Here is a 20246-nt window from a genome sequence, read left to right as displayed (position 1 = left end):
TGTCAGCGATGATTGTCCGTCGGCAGAACGTCCAGCGAATACAAGGGCTTGTCCGGCCACGGTAACAGGATCCCACTGGCCGAGAACCGGGCTCGCTGGGTGAGGTCATGGTCGCCGACCCAGGCCCGCGACAGATCCTCCAGCGACCGGGTGTCGTCCGGCAGCGGCAGCAGGACGCGGTGCTGGCCGAGGACGATCATGACGCAGCGCCGCTCGGCGGGCTCCTGGATGATCCAGATCTCGCGACGGGCGGTGTCCCCCTGAGGGTCGGTCATGCTCAGGACCGGAAGGGGGACGCTGGTGGGGTCGGTGAAGTGCCGGCGCATCGGGTCTAGGGCGGGTTGGGCGATGTAGCGCCAGCCGAACTGGGCGAACGCGGCGACGTAGGCGGCGCGGATCCACGACGCCCTTGCGCGGTCGGGGTTGATCCGCATCCGTGGTGTGATCGTGAAGCGGAGGTCCGGCGCGTCCGGTCCGACGTAGCGGTCCATGGCCTCGGTCATGAGATCGGCGGTGGCGGGGTTGTTCGCCTGCGGCACGCCGAACATGCACATGCCGGTAGTGCCGGTCATGTGCCAGTCGCCGTAAGTGGTCACGCCGTCGAGGGTAAATGCGGCCCGAACCGGCTCACTGCTCTCGCCAGACATGAATTTTCGCAGGGTGTGCTGTTTGTGTGCTTCGCCGTCGAACAGCCGGCCGCCCTCGCTGTTGCAGGGCTTGCAGGTCAGCGCGAGCACGGTGCCGCCCGACCACGCAGGCGGTACGTGCTCCTCGGTCAGCATCGGGTCGGGCTCCTCCAGGACCTCGATTCTGAAGACGGTGGTCAGGCACAACGGGCAGGCGTACCAGCCCTCGTCGCTTGGGAGCCGGTCTTCACCGTTCCGGGCACGCAGGTAGACGCGCAGCGCGCGGGCACCCTCGGTGAACCAGGTCTTGCGTGTCTCCAGCCGTCGAACCACAGCCAACGAGCCTGCGCCACCGGTCACGACCGACGCAACTCGATTCGAACGATCCAACCCGGGGCCGGCGCTGTGCGAGCCTTCGTGTAGTGGTTTATCGAGTACTTCATGCATACCCGCTGACGGCCAGTCAGGCTGTCCGTATCTGCGGCCCGCCCACCGTAGACAGGTGGGCGGGCCGCAGGTCGTGAGGTTCCTATGCGGGGGATCCAGCGCGGCGATGCAGGGACTCCGGCCTCCAACAGTGCTGCGACTGCACTGCTCGCTCAACGGGCAGTCGCGGGGCAGGCCGCGCCGTGCGGCTTCATGGGTTGTCATCGTGATTTGTGGAACCGGACTGCAGAGGCACCTGGGCGTAGCGCCAGCCGGCTGTAGACGACCAGCGGAGTACATCTACGTGGTCACCCGTGGGTAGGCCGAGCCAGACTTCGGTGATGCGTGGGTCCACGATTGGATCGACGGTCGGGATGCCCTCGCCGAGCGCGCGGCTGATGTCCAAGCGCGTCACCGGGTCCACCCACATGAACAGATGTCGATCCGTTGCGCCTGAACGGTTGAGCTTGGCGGCGTCGCCTACGTGGCGCGGCAGCGTGAGGGCCTCGGTGAGGGTCTTCGCGATGTGGTTGGGGTCGCCGGCTGGCCGTGACGGCATGCCGGACAGGTACGCCAAGGCCACCTCACCCGCTGGCGGACCAGGGACGACCGAGGCGATCATCACGCCTGCGGCGGCGAGCGCGGTCGTTACCGGATGTACGTACATTCGAGCGGTGTCCCATCGGCCGGTCTCGCCGATTCCGTCCCGTTCGAGCGACCGTAGCCAGCCGGGCAGCCCGGCGGTCAGCGTCCTCGCGTTGAATGCCGGGTCCACCATGACCATCCAGGCGGATGACAAGCCGGGGACCGTGGTCGAGAAGCCTGGCCCACGCTTCTGCCAGTGCATCGCGTCTGTCGTGGCGTGCTGGTCGATTAGGGTGGTGACCTCCAGCGCCTCCTGGATCGTCCCGTGCTGTAGCCAGAAGTCGTGGACGCCCTGCCGGGGCGGGATATCCCATTGCTCCCAGTTCACAGGTAGGCCGAGGTCCTGGGCCCGCAGCGCAGAGGCCACCTCGACCGCGGCCTGCTCCCGCAGGGAGATCGACGGTGTCGCCCCACTCGTTCTCTTCGTCACGATCAGAGCGTTTCACCGGTGACCCTGGGCCAGCCAGTCGATTCTCGGCGCCTGGTAGATCACCCGCCACGTGGCGCCGTTCGCATGCGGTTCGCTCCGCGCAGGAGCAGCGCAGGACGGCGGCACGAGGACCATCAGCTCTCAGGCCAACGGAACGCGAGGCCGACCCCGGCGTTGGTCAGCATCGCCGGCTGGCCTTGATCCTCATCGGCATGCTGTGCTGGATCGGCCGCCGTGGGGCCACGGGTACGTCGCTTCGACGGTTGTCAACGGTCAGTGCGCCCGTCAGGTCGGCGCAGTTCTGTGACGTGTCCTCCGGCAGGGAACCAGCCTGCGCCCGTGCCGCCAGCATCGGCCACAGGGCACATGGCCCCCGTTTACCCCCCGAAAACCCCATCTAGGCATTGACAATCAGTGACAAGAAACGATCATCGCCTACCCGCGTTTGTGCAGGTCAACGGCAGAACGCGACAACCAATGACAGGTACCGTGCCGTGACGTTCGCATCGAGGGGGTCAGGGGTTCGAATCCCCTCAGCTCCACCCAGTTCAATGGCCGTTTCCGCCAGTCGGAGACGGCCTTTCGCAACATGTGCAGCAGCAGTGCCGGGCGATGAATCCGGTCGGCGCCGATCACCCGTCGGCGTCAATCGAACAGCCGGTCGAGCGCCTCCTGTTCGAGGTCGCGCCAGCGCTGGGCGTCCTTCAGCGCCTTGGTGACCTCCTTCTCGTCGAGGTGGTGGGCGCCCTCCTCGCGGATGCACGCGACGCTGAACGGCCCGCCGACCGACGGCGAGGTCCGATCCAGCGCCTCCAGTACCCGTACCACGCCCACCACGCCGTACTCGACGGTGCGCGTGGTCATCCGGAAGTGGGACAGCAACGCGCCGGCCTGCTGCGCCATGGGCGCGCCGGAGCCGACGGCGTGGAAGCCCACGTCCTCGTAACGGCCGATGAGCCCGTTGGGGTTGATCTCCACGATCCACGGCCCGCCCTGGCTGTAGCCGGCCGCGAGCAGGTACGCCGACACCCCGCCGCCGCTGTTCTCGCCGGGCACGTCCGGGATGTAGTTCTCGTAGTGCTTCTTGAAGACGGGCAGGACACGCTCCTGCAACTCGTCGCCGATGTCGGGTGCTTCAAGGATGGCGGGGGCAGAGTCCTCCAGGAGAGGACGCAGGTCGTTGAGTACCCCCCGCGCGCCGCTGCCGCCCCAGGCGGCGCAGGCGCCCAGCGGGTGCAGCTTCTGGGCGGGGAAGCTCATCCCGCGGTCGCTGTCGGTGATCTGGGAGTCCGCGCCGATCACCACCCCGTCACTGCAGACAACGGCGAGTACGACGGTCATGGTGTCCTCCTGGGGTGCGGGATCGGGCGAGAGATACCCGGCCTGCCGTCTGCCTACACCCCGACAGGTGTCGGCACCGGGCAGCCGATCGACGGCATTCGCGGCGATACCCGGCCGGTATCAGCCCTGATCAGATCGGTATTGGACGCTTTCTGATCCCGAATGGACGATTTCCTCGTGACTGCGGAACCGCCGCGGTCCCTAGTACGGCAGCCGCCATTTGCTAGTTGACCAGGGCGTATTCGCGGTTGAGGCGGGTGCGTTGGTGGAACCAGCGGGCGCGGGCCTGGTGTCGTCGTCGCCAGGTCAGCCAGTTGAGGGCGTGGTCGGGTGGTTGTGGGTGGTGGAGGACGTCGGCGAGAAGCCGTCCGATCTCGGGCACGGTCAGTGGGATCAGTCCGGGCTCGGCCGGTGGCGGCTGGTCGGGTGTGACCGGTGGGGGTGCCTGGCTGTCGGTGCGGTGGCGTAACCGCGCGGCGGTGACCGCGCAGACGGCGAGAGCGGCCATGACCAGTACGGTGTGCCGGGCGATCGCGTCGTGGAGGCGGGCCTGGCACTGGTCCAGGCCGAAGTGGTCCTTGCCGAACTCGAAGCATTCCTCGACCGGCCACCGCAGCCCGGCGGCGCGGACCAGCCGCGACACGACCACCGGTTGCCCCTCGGGCACGAAGCAGTAGTGGAACGCCAGTTCGCCGGTGGCCAGGTGACGGCGCACGAGGAGGTGGTGGCGGGGTGAGGCGGTGGCGATCCATGCCCACGCGTACCAGCGGTGTCCCTTCGACCCGGCACCGGCCGAGCGGACCTGCCAGCCACGACCGCGCCTGCCGGCGAGTTCCGTAACGGCTTGCGCGCAGGTCAGCCTGTCACCGGACGGCGTCTGGATCACGCACGTCGAGGCGACCCGCAGCACGTACGCCTGCCCACGGGCTTCGAGGAACTCCCTCAGTTCGGTGCAGCCGCCGTACACCTCGTCACCGCAGATCACGTCGAAGGTCAGCTCGTCGGCGTAGGCGTGGGTGCACAGGTCGATCGCGAGTTGGCCCTTCGTGCGGAACTGCGTGTCCGTCGGCAGCCCTGTCCGCGCGGCGGTGTCCGGGTCGGTGATCTGCTCGGCGGGGATCCACCGCCGGGCTGCGACCAGGGCGTGCCCGGTCCGTTCCCGCACATAGGCCAGGTGGACCGTGTTGATGCCGTTGGCGACCCGACCGGCGCAGCCCATGTACTGCCGTTTCACCCCGGCCGTCGCCGTGCCCTGCTTCGGGTGCCCGGTCTCGTCCAACGCCCCGACCGCCAGCCCACGCCGCCGCCGACGGCCGGCAGCGGTGTCCAACCCGGCCGCCGCGTACCGCCGTACCTGGCTCGCCATACCCTCGGTGTCCCACACCGCCCTGTTCAACAACCGCTGGGTCCGGTCCGGCGTGGCATCCCCGACATGCTCGGCGATGGTCCACCCGTTGCGTTTCGGCATCCTGCTGACCAGCGCCGACACGTACCGGCCCGCGTGCAGCCACGTCCGCACTTGGACGAAACAGGACCGCGTTCGCTCCAACAGCTCGGCCCGTGCGCGCTCAGCGCGGTCGGCCGCTACCCTGGCAGCAGCAGCCGCCTTCGATCTTGTAGTCCTCACAAACACATGATCAACAGGCGGCTGCGTCTACGTTGCACCACCCTGCCAACGCGTCCTACCTGGTCACAGCCCTAATGGCGGCTGCCGTACTAGGAGGAGAGAAAAGGTGAAAGGGCTCAACTTCCGTCGGTGGGCGACCACCGTCTCGATCGGCGTGGCACTGGCCGGCGCGGCCACCTTCGTGCCAGGTGCCGCGCAGGCCGGTGGGTCGGGCTGGCGTCATGACGACCTGGACGTCCGGGTCTCGGTCGGGGTGGACGCAGTGGCGGCGACCAGCATCCACGCCGAGCGGTTCACCCCCACCCGGCCGGCCCGTGGCGTGCAGATCCTCGTGCCGGGCGCCACCTACGACCACCGGTACTTCGATCTCGAGACGAGTCGAGGAGTGGTGTCGCAGGCGCGTCAGGCGGCTCGGGACGGGTGGGTGGCGATCGCCATCGACCGGGTGGGCACCGGCGGATCGTCGAAGCCGCCGGCCGCCTCCGTCACCACCGCCGTACACGTCGCCTCGATCGACCAGTTCGTCGACCGGATCGACCGTACCTACAAGCGGCTACCGATCGTGCTGGTCGGTCACTCGTACGGCAGCGTGGTCGCGGCCGGCGTGGCCGCCCAGTCGGACGACGTCGACGCGCTGGTGATCACCGGGTTCCTGTACCGCCGGACCGCGCCCTCTTTCGAGGGGTTTCCGGAACTCGTGCCGGCCGGCCGGAAGCTGCCCGAGGGCTACCTGACCACGGCACCGAACACCCGCCAGTTCTTCTACCACCTGCCGAACACCGCTCCGGCGACGCTGGCGGCCGACGAGCGGACCAAGGCGACCACGACCGAGGCCGAGGTTCCCGGCTTCGCGCAGGAGTTGTTCACGCAGTCCTTCGCGAGCGCGGTCCGCGTGCCGGTCCTCGTCGTTGTCGGAGAACACGACTACCTGTTCAAGGGCAGTGACCCCGCCGAGTTCGCGCTGGTGCAGCGACAGACGTTCGCTGCGGCTGTCTCCGTCGACGCGGTGCTGATCCGCGACGCCGGGCACGACCTTGCCCTGCAGCGCAACGCGCCGCACACCAACGCGATCATCAACAGGTGGGCCCTTGAGCACGCGCGGTCAGCGGTCTCGCCGGCCCGTTGAGGGGTACGGCGCGGCAGCCAGCCCGGGTGGCTACCGCGTCCGCGGTACGGGCCTGCCTGCGTCCGGACGACGACTTCCTCGACGATCGGCGCAACCATCGGAAGCGGTCCGATCGGCGAGTCCGCGCTGAGGACGAACCTGCTGTAGAGGGGAACGTGTCTTGCCAATCGTGAAGTCCAACGGTATCGATATCTGCTACGAGTCGTTCGGTGATGCCGATGATCCGGTGATGCTCCTGGTCATGGGGCTGGGCGAACAGCTCATCGCCTGGCACGACGGCTTCTGTGAGATTCTCGCCGACCACGGTTTCCGGGTGATCCGGTTCGACAACCGTGACGTCGGACTGTCGACCTGGCTCGACGGGTACGGCGACGTCGACGTGGCCGGGCTGTTCACGGGCGATCTGTCGACGGTGCGGTACGGACTGTCCGACATGGTCGCCGACACCGCCGGCCTCCTCGCCGCGCTGGGCGTGTCCCGTGCGCACCTGGTCGGGGCCTCCATGGGCGGCCACATCGCGTAGCAGCTCGCGATCGACAACCCCCAGCTCGTGGCCAGCCTCGCCTCGATCATGGCGAGCACGGGCGACCGTACGGTCGGGGAGAGCAGCATCGAGGACCCGTTCGCGCTGCTGCCCGTCCCGGACGCCGACCGGGAGACCGCGATCGCCGCTGACGTCGCGCTGTACCGGCTCATCGGTTCACCGGGGTTCGTCACCAGCGACGAGGAGCTGGCCCGTCGCGCCGCCGCCAAGTTCGACCGCGCCTACCACCCGGCCGGCACGCTGCGTCAGCTCGCCGCCGACGCGACCGCCGCCGACCGGACCGAGGGCCTGCATACCCTCAGGATGCCGGCGGTGGTCATCCACGGTGACAGCGACCCCCTGGTCGGTCCCAGCGGCGGCCGCGCCACGGCCGATGCCATCCCCGGGGCCCGGCTTCTGACGGTTCCCGGGATGGGGCACGACCTTCCCGAAGGCGCGTGGAAACTGATCGCCGACGCCATCGTCGCGAACGCCGTGCGCGCCTCACCCGCACCGTAGTGCGTCAACCAGTGGAGTCCCCGCCACTGGGCGATGCGTAGGCCTCGGCCTGGATCCGGTAGAGCGTGGCGTACCGGCCGCCGGGTATGGACATCAGCTGCTGGTGGCTGCCCGCCTCGACGACCCGACCCTGGTCCAGGGTGAGGATCAGGTCCGCGCGGGTGACCGTGGAGAACCGGTGGGAGACGATGACGGTGACGGCATTCGTGCCGGCGGCCGCCCGACGGGACCGCTCCATCTGCCGGTCGAAGATCTCCTGTTCGCTCGGTGCGTCGAGCGACGCGGTCGGCTCGTCGAGCAGGAACAGCAACGGCCCGGTACGCATGGCGGCCCTCGCCAGGGCGGTCTTCTGCCACTGTCCCTCGGACAGGTCGACGCCACCGAACGCCGCGTCGAGTTCGGTGTCCAGCCCATCGGGCAGCCCGTCGGACAGGTTGGTGGCGTCGACCTCCCGCACCGCTGCCGAGATCCGTTCCCGGTCCGCCATCCGTGGTAGATCGCCGAAGCCGACGTTCTCGGCGAACCGGGTGGGGAATCGTCCGAAGTCCTGGAACGTGGCGCTGATCCGGGACCGCCAGGCCGGGGTCCGGATCTCGTCCAGCGGTACGCCGTCGACCAGGATCCGTCCGCTGTCCGGCCGGTACATGCCACCGAGAAGCTTGACCACCGTGGTCTTGCCGGATCCGTACTCGCCGACCAGCGCGACCACCGCGCCGGCCGGCAGGTGCACGCTGACCTGCTCCAACGCCTGTCCGGTAGTGCCGGGATAGCGGTAGCTGACCCGGTCGAGGGTGATCCCGTGGCGCAGCCGCGTCGGCGGCTCGACGCCGACGGCAGGGTTGCGGTTGGCGCGGACGTAGTCTCGCAGCCACAGGTACGGGTCGATCACCCTGCCGGCGCTGGCGACGTTGGTGGTGTAGCGGACCCCGGTGTAGACCGACTGGCGCAGGGCGGTGGCGACGGTCACCGCCAGCACGAGGTCACCGGCCGAACCGGTGCCCCGGGTCGCCTGGTGCACGACCAGGGCGAGCCCGGCGCCGAAGCCCGTGGTGAACAGCAGCCAGCCCGTCAGCCGCCAGCCGGCGGCGACCCACTGGGCCCGCATCCGCAGCCCGACGGCCTCGTCCCAGGCGGCCCGTTGGCGACGGATGAGCTCGTCGGCGGCACCGACGACCCGGATCTCCTTGCCGGCGGCAGGGTCGGTGGCCAGGTCGAACAGGTGCCGTTGTCGGCGTACCGACCCGGCGGCCGCGAGGTCCGCCCGAATGATGGCGTTGTTGCCCTGCTGGTCGCACCAGAGCGGTACGGCGGCGAAGACCAGCAGCCACAGCAGCCACGGGTCCACCGTCGCGAGCAGCAGCAGCATCGCGGTCAGTTCCAGTACGGCGAACAGGACGCCGTTGGCGGACCACAGACTGAGGACGATTTCCCATCCGGCGTTGCGGACCAGGGTGAGCCGGTCCTGGAAATCGGTCCGTTCCAGGTGCTCGAGGCCGTCGAGCGTGGTGATGTCGCGGTGGATTCGTGGGTTGAGGTCGAGAACGGCGACCTTGCCGATCAGAATTCCGGCGGTGTGTGAGTCGAGCGCACCGAGCACGATGCCGGCGGTGCCGGCCAACCCGGCACCGGCCGCGCCGACGACGGCGGCGCCGGTGTCTCCCCGGATCATCGCGTCCACCGCCATCCGGAGGGCGAGCGCGCCGCCGACGACGGCGGCCGCCATGGCGGCCGGGATGAGGAACTGCATCGCGGTCAGTACGGGTGCCCGACGCCAGGAGTCCGCCAGCAGTTCGGCCCAGAGCAGCAGGTAGCGGCGGCGGCGGATCCGGCCGGTGTCCGGCGCGGCGTCGCCGGCCGCCCGGCGGTCGGTCATCGGTGAGCTCCGCTGGTGAACCGGCGGTCGGTCATCCGTGAGCTCCGCTGGTGAACCGGCGGGCCTGGATCGCGAACAGTTCGGCGTACCGGCCCTGGCAGGCGATCAACTCGTCGTGGTGTCCGCTTTCGGTGATCCGGCCGCCGTCGAGCAGCACGATCCGGTCGGCCTGGCGGACCGTGGAGAGGCGGTGCGAGATCAGCACCACGCTCACCCCGCCCCGGACGGCGGCCAGCCGGTGGAAGACCTCGAACTCGGTACGGACGTCCAGGTGCGCGGTCGGCTCGTCGAGGACCAGCAGGTCGGCTCCCATCCGTACGGCGTACCGGGCCCGGGCCAGTGCGATCTGCTGCCACTGGCCGCCGGAGAGGTCCACCCCGCCGGGCACGGTACGGGCCAGCGGGGTGGCCCAGCCGGCGGGCAGCCGGGCCAGCACCGGATCCAGCCCGGCGTCCGCTGCGGCGGCGTCGAGTACGGTCGGGTCGAACGGGCGGTCGCCCCGACCGAGCGCGACGTTGTCCCGGGCGGGCAGGTGGTAGCGCACGAAGTCCTGGAAGACGATGGCCAGCCGGTGCCGCCAGGCCACCGGCCCGAGCGCCGTGACGTCCACCCCGTCGGCGGTGACCCGACCGGCGTCCGGTTGGTAGAGCCCGGCCAGGATCTTGATCAGGGTCGACTTGCCGGCACCGTTGAGGCCGACGATGGCGAGTAGTTCGCCCGGCCGGATCTCCAGGTCCAGGCGGTCGAGGACCGGGCGTCGGGCTCCCGGATAGCCGAACGAGACCTGCTCGAAGCGGACCAGCGGCGGGCCGGCCAGCGCCGGTTCCGGTGCCGGTGGTGGTGGCGTCGCTCGGGCGGTCGGCTCCGACGTGGTCGACGGTACGGGCAGTCGATCCGCCAGGTCCTCTGTGGCGCGCAGGCAGCCGGTGGCGGCGACGGCGACCCGCAGGTCCTCGCTCCAGCCCAGGGTCTGGAAGATGGTGACGCCGCTGGCCAGCACCGCGGTCGCCGCGACGACCCGGTCGGATCCGGCTGGGGCGCCGGCCGCGCCGGCCGCGCCGGCCGCGACCGTCGCGTAGCCGGCGACCAGCGGGACGCCGATCAACAGCAGCTGGCCGGCCTCGCGCGGGATCGCGCGGGCCAGCGCCGCCCATACCGGGCCGTCCATGGCGAGTGCGTGTCGTTGGATCCGCCGGGTCAGCCAGTCGCCGAGTCCGTAGATCCGGATGTCCTTGCCTTCCGCTGGTGAGGTAGCCACGGCGAGCCAGCGCTGGTTGCGCGCTCCGTCGATGGTCCCGGACCGCCAGATCGCGATGCCCCGGGCGGCGTCGCGTTGCCGGAACATTCCGTTGATCAGAGCGGGAAGCAGCAGCGCCGGCACCAGCCAGCCGGCGTAGGCGGCCAGCACCAGGCAGCTGCCGGCCACCCCGGTCAGGCTGGCGGCGAGCCGCAGGCCGGCCACCGCGCCGGCACCGGGGGTGTGTTCCGTCCAGTTCTCCGGATCGGCCCGGGCCGCCCGGATCATCGCCCGGACCTCCGGGTCCTCCAACGCGGCGATGGTCGTACCGGCGGCGAGGCCGGCGACCCGGGCCCGGTGCGCACCGTCGATCCGGGCGGTGGCCAGCGTCGCCAGGGGAGTCACCGCGGTGTCCACGACATGGCCCGCCAACAGCACCAGCACGAAGGCGAGCAACGGCAGCACGACCGCCGACAGCGGGGCGCCGAGTTGGCCGGTCGTCTGGATCTGCCCGACCAGGTGCGCCATCGCCAGGGCACTTGCCGGTGGCAGCAGAGCTCCGGCGACGAGCAGCACGGTCAGCGCCGAGGTCAGCGGCGGCCGGGCCGCGCGTAGCGCGCCGGTCAGCAGCCGGACGTCGGACAGCAGCGCCACCGGTGCCGCCTTCATGGTCGTCACCGGGGTGGACCCTGCCCGGCCCACGACCAGGCCTGTCGGGGATCGCGTCGCCACGGGTCGAAGGACTCCAGCCACCAGGTGGCACCGGCGGTCCGGAGGCCGGCGACCAGCTCCCGGGCCTGGAGCGGATCGTCCGGTGGCAGCCGACCGGGGACCGCCACCGTCCAGCCCGGAGCCCGCGACGGCGTCGCCGTCAGGATCTCGGCGAGCTCTGTCTTGTCCGGTCCCCGTAGTCCGCCGTCGGGCTCGCGCACCATCGGGACGATGCCGTCCCAGCGGGCTGCCCGGGCAAGTGGCCCCCAGCGGGCTGCCCGGGCGGCCGGCCCCCGCCGACCGGCAACCGGCCAGGTGGCGGCGATCCAGAGCGGGATCCGGGGGCGCTGCACCGGTGTCGGCAGGAACGTGACGCGGTCCAGTCGGAGATGGTCGCCCCGGTGGCTGATCTCACGACCACTCCACAGCTGGTCCAGCATCATGAGCGACTCGTCCACCCGCCGGGCTCGGGCGGCCAGGCTGGGATCGAGCCCGAAGGCGGCGAAATCGGTGTCGGCGCTGGCGCCGAGACCGACGCCGACCACCAGCCGGCCGCCACTGAGCTGGTCGGCGGTGGCGGTCTCCCGGGCGACCTTCCACGGTTGCCGTTGGGCGAGCGGGACGACCAGCGGCCCGCACCGGATCCGCCGGGTGCCGGCCAGAATGGCGGTGACCGCCGTCCAGGAGTCGGCCACCGGCAGCCGGCCTGCCCGGTCGATCAGCAGGTGGTCCCAGAGGAACACGCCGTCCCAGCCGGACTCCTCGGCGGTCCGGGCGAGTCGCACCAGCCGGACCGGGTCGGCGTAGTAGCCGACGTTCGGCACCAGCAGGCCGAACCGCACGCCGTCGCCGACCAGCTCCGCCGGTCCGTCGGGGCGGCTCATTGTGCCGCCGGCGCGCGGACCGGGTCGGCGGCGATGATCCGCCGGGCGGTCTCCTGCCCGGACCGCACCGCCCCTTCCAGGTGGCCGTAGAACTGTGCGCAGCGCTCGGTCCCGGCCCAGCGGACGGGTCCGTCCGCCGCCGTGGTCGGCCACGGCGGGCCTGCCGCCGTCCACCAGCCGGGCTCGGGTACGGCCGCGTAACAGCCCTCGACGGTCGACTCGGCCTGCCAGTCGCGCTCCAGCACCGCCAGCGGCTGCCGGGCCGTCGGCCCGAACCAGCCGGCGAGCCGGTCGAGCAGGGCCACCCGGCGGGCGGCACCGGACCCGGCGGCGTACCGGCTGGCGTCCGGGCCGGTGACGAAACCGACGAGTACGCCGAGCCCGTCCCGGCCGGCGGAGTCGTCCACGACGTACCGCAGTGGACCGGTCCGCGCCGTCACCCAGCCGGACAGCCCGGCCTCCCGCCAGAACGGACGTTCGTAGATCAGGTGGAGTTTGACGGTGGCACCGCGGGTGCGGGCCGGCTGCGCGGGGCGGTGGACACTCGGCAGGTGCAGCCGGATCCGGTTGGCCGGCCCGGGGGGCACCGCCACGACCACGTGGGTGCCCAGGACGGACAACCCCGGGCCGACCACGCGGACCGGGCCGTGGCCGGGGCGGGCACCGGGTCGACCGGCCGAGGGTACGGCGTACAGGTCGGTGACCTCGGCTCCGTGCCGGACCGGCCGGGTCAGGGCCGCCGCCATCCGTTCGGCCAGTTGGTGCGCACCGCCGACGAACCGGTCCTGCTGAGCGCCGCCGGCGAACGCCGTCAGGTAGTGCACTCCGCCGCCGGAGGCCAGGTAGAACAGCAGGTGCAGCAGGCTGACGTCGGCGGGGTCGGCGGCGAGCATCTGCCGGACCAGCAGGTCGACCAGCAGCCGGGCGTCCGGATGGCGGAGCTCCCGGTGCGCCCAGGCGGCGACGGTCAGCTGGTCCCACTCGGCGGCGTGTTCGGCGGTGGCCGGGTCGGCGGGCGGCACCGTCGCGGCGAGATCGTCCAGCCGGTCCAGCGCGTCACCGACGGCCAGTGCGTTGAACGCCGGCCGGCCGGCGTCCGACCGCAGCAGGCCGGCCCCGAGGTCGTACAGGTTGGCGCCGGGCGCGGCGGTCGGGGTCAGCGCCAGCCCGAACCGCGCCGCCAGCTCGCGGACCCGCAGATGCCGTACGCCGAGGTAGCTGCCGCCGGCGTCCAGCGCCTGCCCGTACCGGTGGTGGCTCGCGGTCCGGCCACCCACCCGGTCGAGCGCCTCGACCACCTGCACCTGCCGCCCGGCCGCCGCCAGCTCGGTCGCGGCGGTCAGCCCGGCCAGGCCGGCACCGATCACCACCACGTCCACCGCGTCCGCCGCGTCCACCGGTGGCCCGCCGGTCACCGGGCCGGCTCCGTGGCGGTGGCCGCGGTCGTGCGGGCCGGTGCCAGCGTCCCGTCGGACCGGTACGCCGTGACGAGTCGCGCCAGGAAGGTACGGAGCAGGTCCTCGTGCGGGGCGAGCGGTCCGGGCCGGTAGCCGCCGCCGGAGACGCCCCGCTGCACCGACTCGCAGGCGGCCCAGTCCTGCCGGTTGGTGGTGTGCCAGAAGTCTACGGCGTAGCCGGGATCGACGTCCGCCTCGACCAGCTCCGCCGGGAACAGCCACTCGCACTCGACCCGGGTCCGGTCCGCCGCCACCGGCACCAGCCGGTGGGTGACCAGGTGGTCCGGGGTCGCCGTGACGAACAAGCCGGGCGGCAGCAGGTGGTAGCGGACCTGCCGGACCGTCTCCTCGTCCAACTCGGGGAAGGTCCAGCCGGGGCCGGAGCCGTCGAGCGACATCGAGGCGGCCGAGTTGCGCAGGTCCAGCTGCCCGCCGAGCCATTGGCCGGTGGTGGTGAAGCTCTCCCCGCCCTCGGTGCGCTGCACCCGGCTCAGCTCCGGGTGGGTGCTCGGACAGTGGTAGCACTCCAGGTAGTTCTCGACGATCAGTTTCCAGTTCGCCGCCACCTCGTACCGCTCGGTGGCGACCACCCGCAGCGTGTCGGGCCGGTATACGGCGAGCGCGGCGTCGAGGTCGCCGACCACGTCGGCCAGCGGCGGTGCGTCGCCGCCGACGTCGACGAAGAGCCAACCCTGCCACTGCGCCGAGCGCACCGGCAGCAGGTCGAGGTCCGCGTCGGGCGGCGGGTCGAACCGGGGCGCGTTGCGCAGGGTGCCGTCCAGGCGGTACACCCAGGCGTGGTACGCGCACCAGACGGTGGAGCGGCGTACCGTGCAGTCCCGACCGACCAACTCGTGCCCCCGGTGGCGGCAGGCGTTGCGGAAGGTACGGAGCCGGCCGGTCGCGTCGTGTACGGCGAGCACACCGGTGCCGGCCACGTCCAGCCCGGCCTGGTCACCCGGCCCGGCCAGCGCCGCGCTCCGACCGACGCAGACCCAGCCGTGGCGCCAGAACCGGTCCCGTTCCCAGGCGAGGACCTGGTCACTGGTGTACGCCGTGGCGGGCAGTCCGGTGGCCTGCCCGGCCGGCGGCAACGTCGCCACGAACTCCGGCGGCAACGTCGCGGGAAACTCCGGCGTCAACGCCTGCCTCCTTGCCTGCGCGACCATGGCATGATCTCGCGATGGGCTGGGGAGCGGAGGTCCGGCGCGCGCCGCTCGGCGGGGCGCAGCAGTTCGAGTGGTGGAAGCTGCTCACCGGCACCTGCAACGCGATCACCGTCGCGTACCGGCCCGATCCGCCGGTCCCGTACGACCGGGCGGTCTCCATCCTGCGTGGACTCGTCGCCCGGCACGAGGCGCTGCGGACCGCGTTCCGGCTCGCCGCCGACGGCATGCCGGTGCAGGTCGTGCGGGCCGCCGGCGGCGAGCTGCCGGTCCGGGTGTGCGACGAGCGGACCGAGTCCGCGCGGGCGGCGTTCCGCCTCGCGTTGACCGAGCCGCCGTTCACCGACGCCGATCCGGAACAGGTCCGGTTCGGCGTGGTCCGCTCGGCGGGCGACGCGGTGGAGTTGCTGGTGGTGGCCAGTCACGCGGTCTTCGACGGGTACAGCGAACGGATCGTGCTGGCCGAGCTGGCGCAGGCGTGCCGGATGCCGGGTGGCGAGGACGATTCCGACCGCCCCGGCCACCCCGACCTGCCCGGCCCGTCCGACGGCCCACAGCCCGCCGACTCGGCGTGGGACGAGGACTCCGGTGAACTGGCGGCGGTCCGGCTGGCGGCCCAGCGGTTCTGGCACGAGGAGGTACGCCGGATTCCGTCCAGGCTGTTCGTGCCGCTGCGCCCCGGTGTGTTCCAGCGGTACGGAGCCAGCTACCGTTCCGCCGCCCTGCCGCCGGCGCTGGTGCTCGCCGCCCGCCGGCACCGGACCAGCCCGGCGGTGGTCTATTCGGCGCTGATGCACGCGTTGCTGGCGATCATGTCCGGCGCTGCGGTGACCGTGGTGCGCAACCACTTCGCAGGTCGCACCGTCGAGGAGCGCGACACCGTCGGCTGCTACCACTGCATCCTCCCCACGACGGTCGACGTCTCGGACCGCCCGTCGCTGGGCGCCCTGATCGAGCGGCTGCGCGTGCGGACGTTCCAGGTGCAGAGCCGTTACCGGGTGGGGCAGCTCACCCTGCGGGAGATGTTCGCCGCCGAGCAGCGCCGGCGGGGCGAGGTGATCGCGGTCGGGACGACGATCAACTTCGATCAGAGTCCGGAGCTGACCGCGCTGCAGCAGCGCGGCGACGGCGAACTGACCGATCTGCTGGCCACGGCGGGCGAGCTGGAGTTCGGGATGGGCCGCAACGAGACGACGCCCGACCCGGCCGGGTTCGACGCGTACCTGATGAACACCGTCGAGGACGGTGCGATGTGGATCCTGGCCAGCTTCAACAGCATGGTCCTCGATCCGGGGCAGATGCGGGCGATGCTCAGCGGCCCGGAGCGTATCCTGCGGGCCTACCTCGCCGGAGCCGATCTGACGCTCGACGAGGTCGCCGCCCGGCTCGGCACCCACCTCGGCGAACCAGCGCTGGTGGACCTCAGCCCAGGGGAGGATCCGGGCCGCCCGGCCGACGATGCCGTCGACCAGTCGACGGCCGCCGCTGGGACGATGCCCGGTGGTGCGGTGTCCGCTGTGGCGGCGCTGCGCGCGGCCGTGGCCGACCTGCACGAGCTCGACCACGTCGACCAGGACCGGTGCTACCTGGCGGCCGGTGGCCGGCTGCTGCTGGTGCCGGCGGTCCTCGCCCGGCTGTCCGCCGCCGGATGGGCGGGGCTGGTGCCGGACGACTTCACCACTGCGGTGCCGTTGATCCGGCTGGCCCGGCGGCTGCGGCCGGCCCGGTGACCGGATCATCCGGTCACCAGGTGGGACGGTCTTGTCGCCGGACCCGCTCATCCGGTCGACTCCGCGAGTCGGGTGGCCAGCTCGCGGAAGTCGCGCGCCTCGAAGAACAGCGTGATGTCGAGCTCGGTGCCGAGCCGGGCCTCCAGCCGCAGGAACAGGTCGGTGGCGGTGACCGAGTCGCCGCCGATGTCGAGGAAGTTCTCCTCGGCGGCGACGCAGCGGCCGAGTACGTCGGCGCAGGTCGCGAGGATCTCGGCCAGGTACCTGTCGGACGCCGGCTCAGCCATGGCCGGGCCGCAGCAGGTCCGCCAGACCGCGCGGCGTACGCCACTCGAACAGGTCGACGAAGGTGAGCTCGATGTCGTAGCGGCGGTAGAGACGGGAGATGAGCCGGGCCGCGAGCAGCGAGTCACCGCCGGCGTCGAAAAAGTCGTCGTCGGGCCCGTACGCCCGGTCCAGCACCCGACCGAAGATCGCCGCCACCTCGGCGACGACGGGATCGGCGTCGACCGGATCGGCGACGACGGGATCGGCGTCGATTGCCGGGAGGTCGGCCGTGGCGAGTGCCGCGTGGTCGACCTTGCCGTTGGCCAGCAGCGGCAGGGCGGCCCGCACGGACCACCGGGTCGGCACCAGGTGGCCGGGCAGTCGGTCACGTAGCCACCCGGCCAGCTCCGGCCCGGTCACGGCCGTGGTGGCGCGGGGCACCACAGCGGCGGCCAGCTGTCGACCGCCGGCCGGCGCGTCGATCGCGTACACCGCTGCGGCGACCAGCGCCGGGTGGCCGAGCAGGGAGCGTTCGACCTCCTCCGGTTCGACTCGGTGGCCGCGTACCTTGAGCTGCCGGTCGACCCGGCCGACGTAGTGCAGCTGACCGTCCTCGCCGCTGCCGACCAGGTCACCGGTGCGGAACATGCGTCCGTCGTCGCCGCCAGAATCCATGGGGCCGCTGCCGGGCACGGGACCGAACCGTCGCGCGGTCTCCGCCGGGTGGGCCGGGTACCCCAGGCTCAGCGCCGGGCCGCCGATGTACAGCTCGGCGGTCCGGGAGCCGGGTGCCGTCGGGACCAGCACCTGGCGTACGTGTGGCAGTGGCCGGCCGATCGGCACCGGCGTGCCGTCGGGCAGCGCCCGCCCGGTCGGGCCGGCGAGGTCGGCCTGGTGGGTGACCAGGACGGTCTCGGTCTGGCCGTAGGTGTTGACCAGCCGGACCCGGTCGGGCACCAGCTCGCACCAGGTGCGGACCGGTCCTGCGGCCACCTCCTCGCCGCCGATCACCACCAGTCGCAGCGACGGCGGCAGTTGACGACCGGTCGACCGGAGGAATTCCACCACTTCGTACCAGAAGGAGGTCGGCAGGTCGATCACCGTGACGTCGTTGGCGGCGACCGCAGCGAGCAGGCCGGCGACCGTGCCGTCGGTGGCCCGCCGGTCGATCACCAGGGTCGCCCCGCCGAGAAGCGCCGGGTAGATCTCCTCGCCGCTGGTGTCCCAGGTCAGGGCCGCGAAGCTGAGGACGCGGTCGCCGGGGGTGATCTGCCACGCCCTTGCCAGCGCGGTCGCCGCCGTCGCCAGGGCACCGTGTCCGACGAGGACACCCTTGGCGGTGCCGGTGGAGCCGGAGGTGTGGATGACGTACGCCGGCTGGTCGCCGCCGACCTCGCCGACCGGTTCGGCGGGCGGGGCCGTCTCCGGTGCCGGGATTGTCTCGATCATCCGGGTGGGCAGATCGGCCGCGTGGGCGGCCGGCAGCGGCGCGGCGAGCAGGATCCGGCGCAGCGCGCAGGTCGTCGCGATGTCGTGGAGGCGGGCCGGCGGGTCTGCGGCATCCAACGGTATGTATGCCGCACCGGCCCGCAGCACGGCGAGTAGCGAGGCGATCCCGGTGACCGAGCGCCGTACCGTGACCCCGACGAGCTCACCGGGTCGGACACCGTCGCAGGCCACGACGCCCGCCAGCGTTTCGACCTCGCGCCACAGGGTCCGGTAGTCGGTGACCCGGCCGTCCTCGATGATCGCCGCAGCGTCCGGAGTCTCGGCCACCACCTGCTCCAGCAGGGCCACGACCGACGCGGGCCGGGTCGAGCCGAGCGCTTCCATGTGGACCGGTGCCTGGCTCATCGGCATCGGGCTCCTTCCCGGCAGCCGCATCGGGGCCCGGCTGACCGCCGGCCAGGATGGGTGTCGATGCGTTTCGACCAGCCAGAAATTAGCCCTTCGCCGGGCCCATGGTCAACGCCCAACATGGATGGTCGTCAGGCGGTCCGGGTGGCGGCGTCGAGCTGTTCGACGATGCGCCGCTCAGCGGCGGCGATGAGATGCAACAACTTCGGCACCTGACGCAGACTGCGGGAGACCAGGTCCGCGGCTGCCTGGTCCGTCGCCGGACCGGACCGGTTGCCGGCCAGCCAGAGTGAGGCGGCGATGTCCCACTGCCGGGAGACGGCGCGGACCTGGTCGGCGTACCCGGCCAGCTCCGGATGGCCGAGCCCGGCGACCCGGGACAACCAGAGCGCGTGTCCACGGCGGACCGCGCCGAGGTCGGTGAAGCTGCTGACCGGCAACTCCCGCCGCCGGCCCGGGTCGGCGACGAAGTCGGGCCCGGCGAGCCATTCGGCCAGCCGGTCGGCGACGAGCTCGATCGCGGCCACCCCACGCCGACCGGTCGGGTCCGACATCGCCGCGACGTTGCGCCTGATGTGGTCCTGCCAGTTTGCGGCGAGCCAGCCGGCGCTCCGGGTGAGTGCGTCGGGTCGTACGGCGAGCTCCACAGTGCGCCACCGCGCCGCACCCAGCTCCGGAGAATCGGCCCACCGGGCGAACCGGGTGTGCCCGACCCGGCCGGCGAACCGGGACGCAGGGAAGCTGTCCAGCACGTCGACGCTGGTGTCGGTGGCGGCGGTGACGACCAGGTCGTGCGGTACGTGGGCCGTCCGGTGGAACGGAGCCGGCTCGTAGCCGTACTGGTCGATGGTGACCGCGACGGCCCGACCGGGCCGGGCCCGCGCGGCGAGCCACCGCACCAGCTCCGGCAGCCCGCCGGCCCGGCGGTGCAGCAGCTCGATGCCGGTGCCGGCCGGCCCGGCCGCCGTGGGCAGCGGCTCACCGCTGCGGTACGCCACGGACAACCCGTCGGCGACGCTGCGGTCCTCGGTGATCTCGAAGGTCCACTCGCCGAGGAGCAGATCCTCAGGATTGGTGACGCCGGCCAGCCGAAGCAACGTACCGAGCGCGGTGTCCCGGCAGTCGCCGTGCGCGAACCCGTCGTCGGCCCCGATCTGCATACCCGTAAGGACACCGGCGAAGGCGGCCGGGGTCAACTCTGCTGGGCCGCCCATTCGGCGACCCGGCGGGCGCTTTCGGACTCGGAGAGGTCCTCGACCCGGGTCATGATCGACCAACGCACCCCGTACGGGTCGCGGATGCTGGCGAACCGGTCACCGGAGACGAAGGTCGCCGCCGGTTCCCGTACGGCCGCGCCGGCCGCGACCGCGCGGGCCAGCGTCGCGTCCACGTCCGGGCAGTACAGGCCCATCGAGTAGCAGTCGTCGTCGCCGGCCGGCGGGGCGACCAGGCCGTACGCCGGCGACGGCTCGCCGAGCTGCAGGTGACCGTTGCCGAAGTCGAGTACGGCGTGCACGACCGCGCCGCCCATCTCGGTCACGTCCACCACCCGGGCATCGAACACGTCCCGGTAGAAGTCGATCGCGCCGCGCGCGTCCGGGATGGCCAGGAACGGGGTGAGGCTGGTGACGCCATGCGGCGTACCGTTGGTGGTGTGCTGGCCGTCGGCGGCCGCGAAGGTGTCGGACATGGTCCCGACCCTAGGCAGCGTGCGGTGCGGCGGCTTGGAGATTCGCGACAGCCGGGCCCGCCGGTGTCGCAGGGCCCGTCGGCGGCGCAGGCCGTAGCCTGGCTGCCGTGG

Annotated in this window: 17 protein-coding genes; 4 read left to right on the top strand and 13 right to left on the bottom strand. The window is 71.9% G+C overall.

The window, feature by feature from the left end; genetic code table 11:
- Positions 1-2: 2 nt before the first annotated feature.
- The 4 genes from ACN28F_RS11465 to ACN28F_RS11450 all read right to left on the bottom strand — a co-directional run bounded on the left by ACN28F_RS11465 (position 3) and on the right by ACN28F_RS11450 (position 5095).
- On the bottom strand, positions 3-959 hold the full coding sequence (locus ACN28F_RS11465; protein ID WP_421357677.1) for a hypothetical protein: 957 nt from the start codon (positions 957-959) through the stop codon (positions 3-5).
- A 304-nt stretch (positions 960-1263) separates the two neighbouring features.
- Positions 1264-2127, bottom strand: coding sequence for a hypothetical protein (locus ACN28F_RS11460; protein WP_421357676.1), 864 nt, complete (start codon positions 2125-2127; stop codon positions 1264-1266).
- A gap of 645 nt (positions 2128-2772) precedes the next feature.
- Positions 2773-3468, bottom strand: coding sequence for a proteasome protein (locus ACN28F_RS11455; RefSeq protein ID WP_289208000.1), 696 nt, complete (start codon positions 3466-3468; stop codon positions 2773-2775).
- A 223-nt stretch (positions 3469-3691) separates the two neighbouring features.
- Positions 3692-5095, bottom strand: a complete 1404-nt coding sequence (locus ACN28F_RS11450; protein ID WP_421357626.1) for an IS701 family transposase — start codon at positions 5093-5095, stop codon at positions 3692-3694.
- Between the two features lie 106 nt (positions 5096-5201).
- Here ACN28F_RS11450 and ACN28F_RS11445 point away from each other — a divergent pair, with 106 nt between their 5' ends.
- The 3 genes from ACN28F_RS11445 to ACN28F_RS11435 all read left to right on the top strand — a co-directional run bounded on the left by ACN28F_RS11445 (position 5202) and on the right by ACN28F_RS11435 (position 7263).
- Positions 5202-6221, top strand: a complete 1020-nt coding sequence (locus tag ACN28F_RS11445) for an alpha/beta hydrolase (RefSeq protein WP_421357675.1) — start codon at positions 5202-5204, stop codon at positions 6219-6221.
- A gap of 229 nt (positions 6222-6450) precedes the next feature.
- The gene (locus ACN28F_RS11440) at positions 6451-6744 is read left to right on the top strand and encodes an alpha/beta fold hydrolase (protein WP_421357674.1); all 294 of its coding nucleotides are present in this window, start codon (positions 6451-6453) and stop codon (positions 6742-6744) included.
- Between the two features lie 48 nt (positions 6745-6792).
- Positions 6793-7263 (top strand): alpha/beta fold hydrolase, encoded by a 471-nt coding sequence (locus tag ACN28F_RS11435; RefSeq protein WP_421357673.1) that lies wholly within the window; start codon positions 6793-6795, stop codon positions 7261-7263.
- A gap of 4 nt (positions 7264-7267) precedes the next feature.
- On the opposite strand, the gene ACN28F_RS11430 is transcribed toward ACN28F_RS11435, so the two are convergent.
- The 5 genes from ACN28F_RS11430 to ACN28F_RS11410 are packed head-to-tail and all read right to left on the bottom strand — an operon-like array spanning position 7268 to position 14594.
- Complete coding sequence (locus ACN28F_RS11430) at positions 7268-9136, bottom strand: ATP-binding cassette domain-containing protein (protein WP_289207997.1); 1869 nt, start codon at positions 9134-9136, stop codon at positions 7268-7270.
- A 31-nt stretch (positions 9137-9167) separates the two neighbouring features.
- Complete coding sequence (locus ACN28F_RS11425; RefSeq protein WP_289211124.1) at positions 9168-11042, bottom strand: ATP-binding cassette domain-containing protein; 1875 nt, start codon at positions 11040-11042, stop codon at positions 9168-9170.
- A gap of 5 nt (positions 11043-11047) precedes the next feature.
- Positions 11048-11968, bottom strand: coding sequence for an LLM class flavin-dependent oxidoreductase (locus ACN28F_RS11420; RefSeq protein ID WP_421357672.1), 921 nt, complete (start codon positions 11966-11968; stop codon positions 11048-11050).
- Positions 11965-13383, bottom strand: a complete 1419-nt coding sequence (locus ACN28F_RS11415; RefSeq protein WP_421357671.1) for a flavin monoamine oxidase family protein — start codon at positions 13381-13383, stop codon at positions 11965-11967. Before ACN28F_RS11415 ends, ACN28F_RS11420 begins: the two co-directional genes overlap by 4 nt.
- Entirely contained in the window at positions 13380-14594 is a 1215-nt protein-coding gene (locus ACN28F_RS11410; protein ID WP_421357670.1) for an aromatic ring-hydroxylating oxygenase subunit alpha, read from the bottom strand. Before ACN28F_RS11410 ends, ACN28F_RS11415 begins: the two co-directional genes overlap by 4 nt.
- Before the next feature lie 14 nt (positions 14595-14608).
- Between ACN28F_RS11410 and ACN28F_RS11405 the strand changes: the two genes are divergently transcribed.
- On the top strand, positions 14609-16321 hold the full coding sequence (locus ACN28F_RS11405; protein WP_289207994.1) for a condensation domain-containing protein: 1713 nt from the start codon (positions 14609-14611) through the stop codon (positions 16319-16321).
- Positions 16322-16368: 47 nt separating this feature from the next.
- Here ACN28F_RS11405 and ACN28F_RS11400 read toward each other — a convergent pair whose 3' ends face one another.
- The 4 genes from ACN28F_RS11400 to ACN28F_RS11385 form a co-directional block, all read right to left on the bottom strand.
- Positions 16369-16608: an acyl carrier protein gene (locus tag ACN28F_RS11400; RefSeq protein WP_289207993.1), complete on the bottom strand. Its 240-nt coding sequence runs from the start codon at positions 16606-16608 to the stop codon at positions 16369-16371.
- Complete coding sequence (locus ACN28F_RS11395) at positions 16601-18442, bottom strand: non-ribosomal peptide synthetase (RefSeq protein ID WP_421357669.1); 1842 nt, start codon at positions 18440-18442, stop codon at positions 16601-16603. Before ACN28F_RS11395 ends, ACN28F_RS11400 begins: the two co-directional genes overlap by 8 nt.
- A 134-nt stretch (positions 18443-18576) precedes the next feature.
- Entirely contained in the window at positions 18577-19659 is a 1083-nt protein-coding gene (locus ACN28F_RS11390; protein WP_421357668.1) for a hypothetical protein, read from the bottom strand.
- Positions 19638-20135 (bottom strand): VOC family protein, encoded by a 498-nt coding sequence (locus tag ACN28F_RS11385; RefSeq protein WP_289207990.1) that lies wholly within the window; start codon positions 20133-20135, stop codon positions 19638-19640. The genes ACN28F_RS11390 and ACN28F_RS11385 overlap by 22 nt, the downstream gene beginning before the upstream one ends.
- Between the last annotated feature and the right edge of the window lie 111 nt (positions 20136-20246).

This window comes from Solwaraspora sp. WMMA2101, assembly GCF_049179175.1.
Classification (GTDB): domain Bacteria; phylum Actinomycetota; class Actinomycetes; order Mycobacteriales; family Micromonosporaceae; genus Micromonospora_E.
The sequence above is the reverse complement of the archived record's forward strand: the minus strand, read 5'-3'. Positions and strand labels throughout refer to the sequence as shown.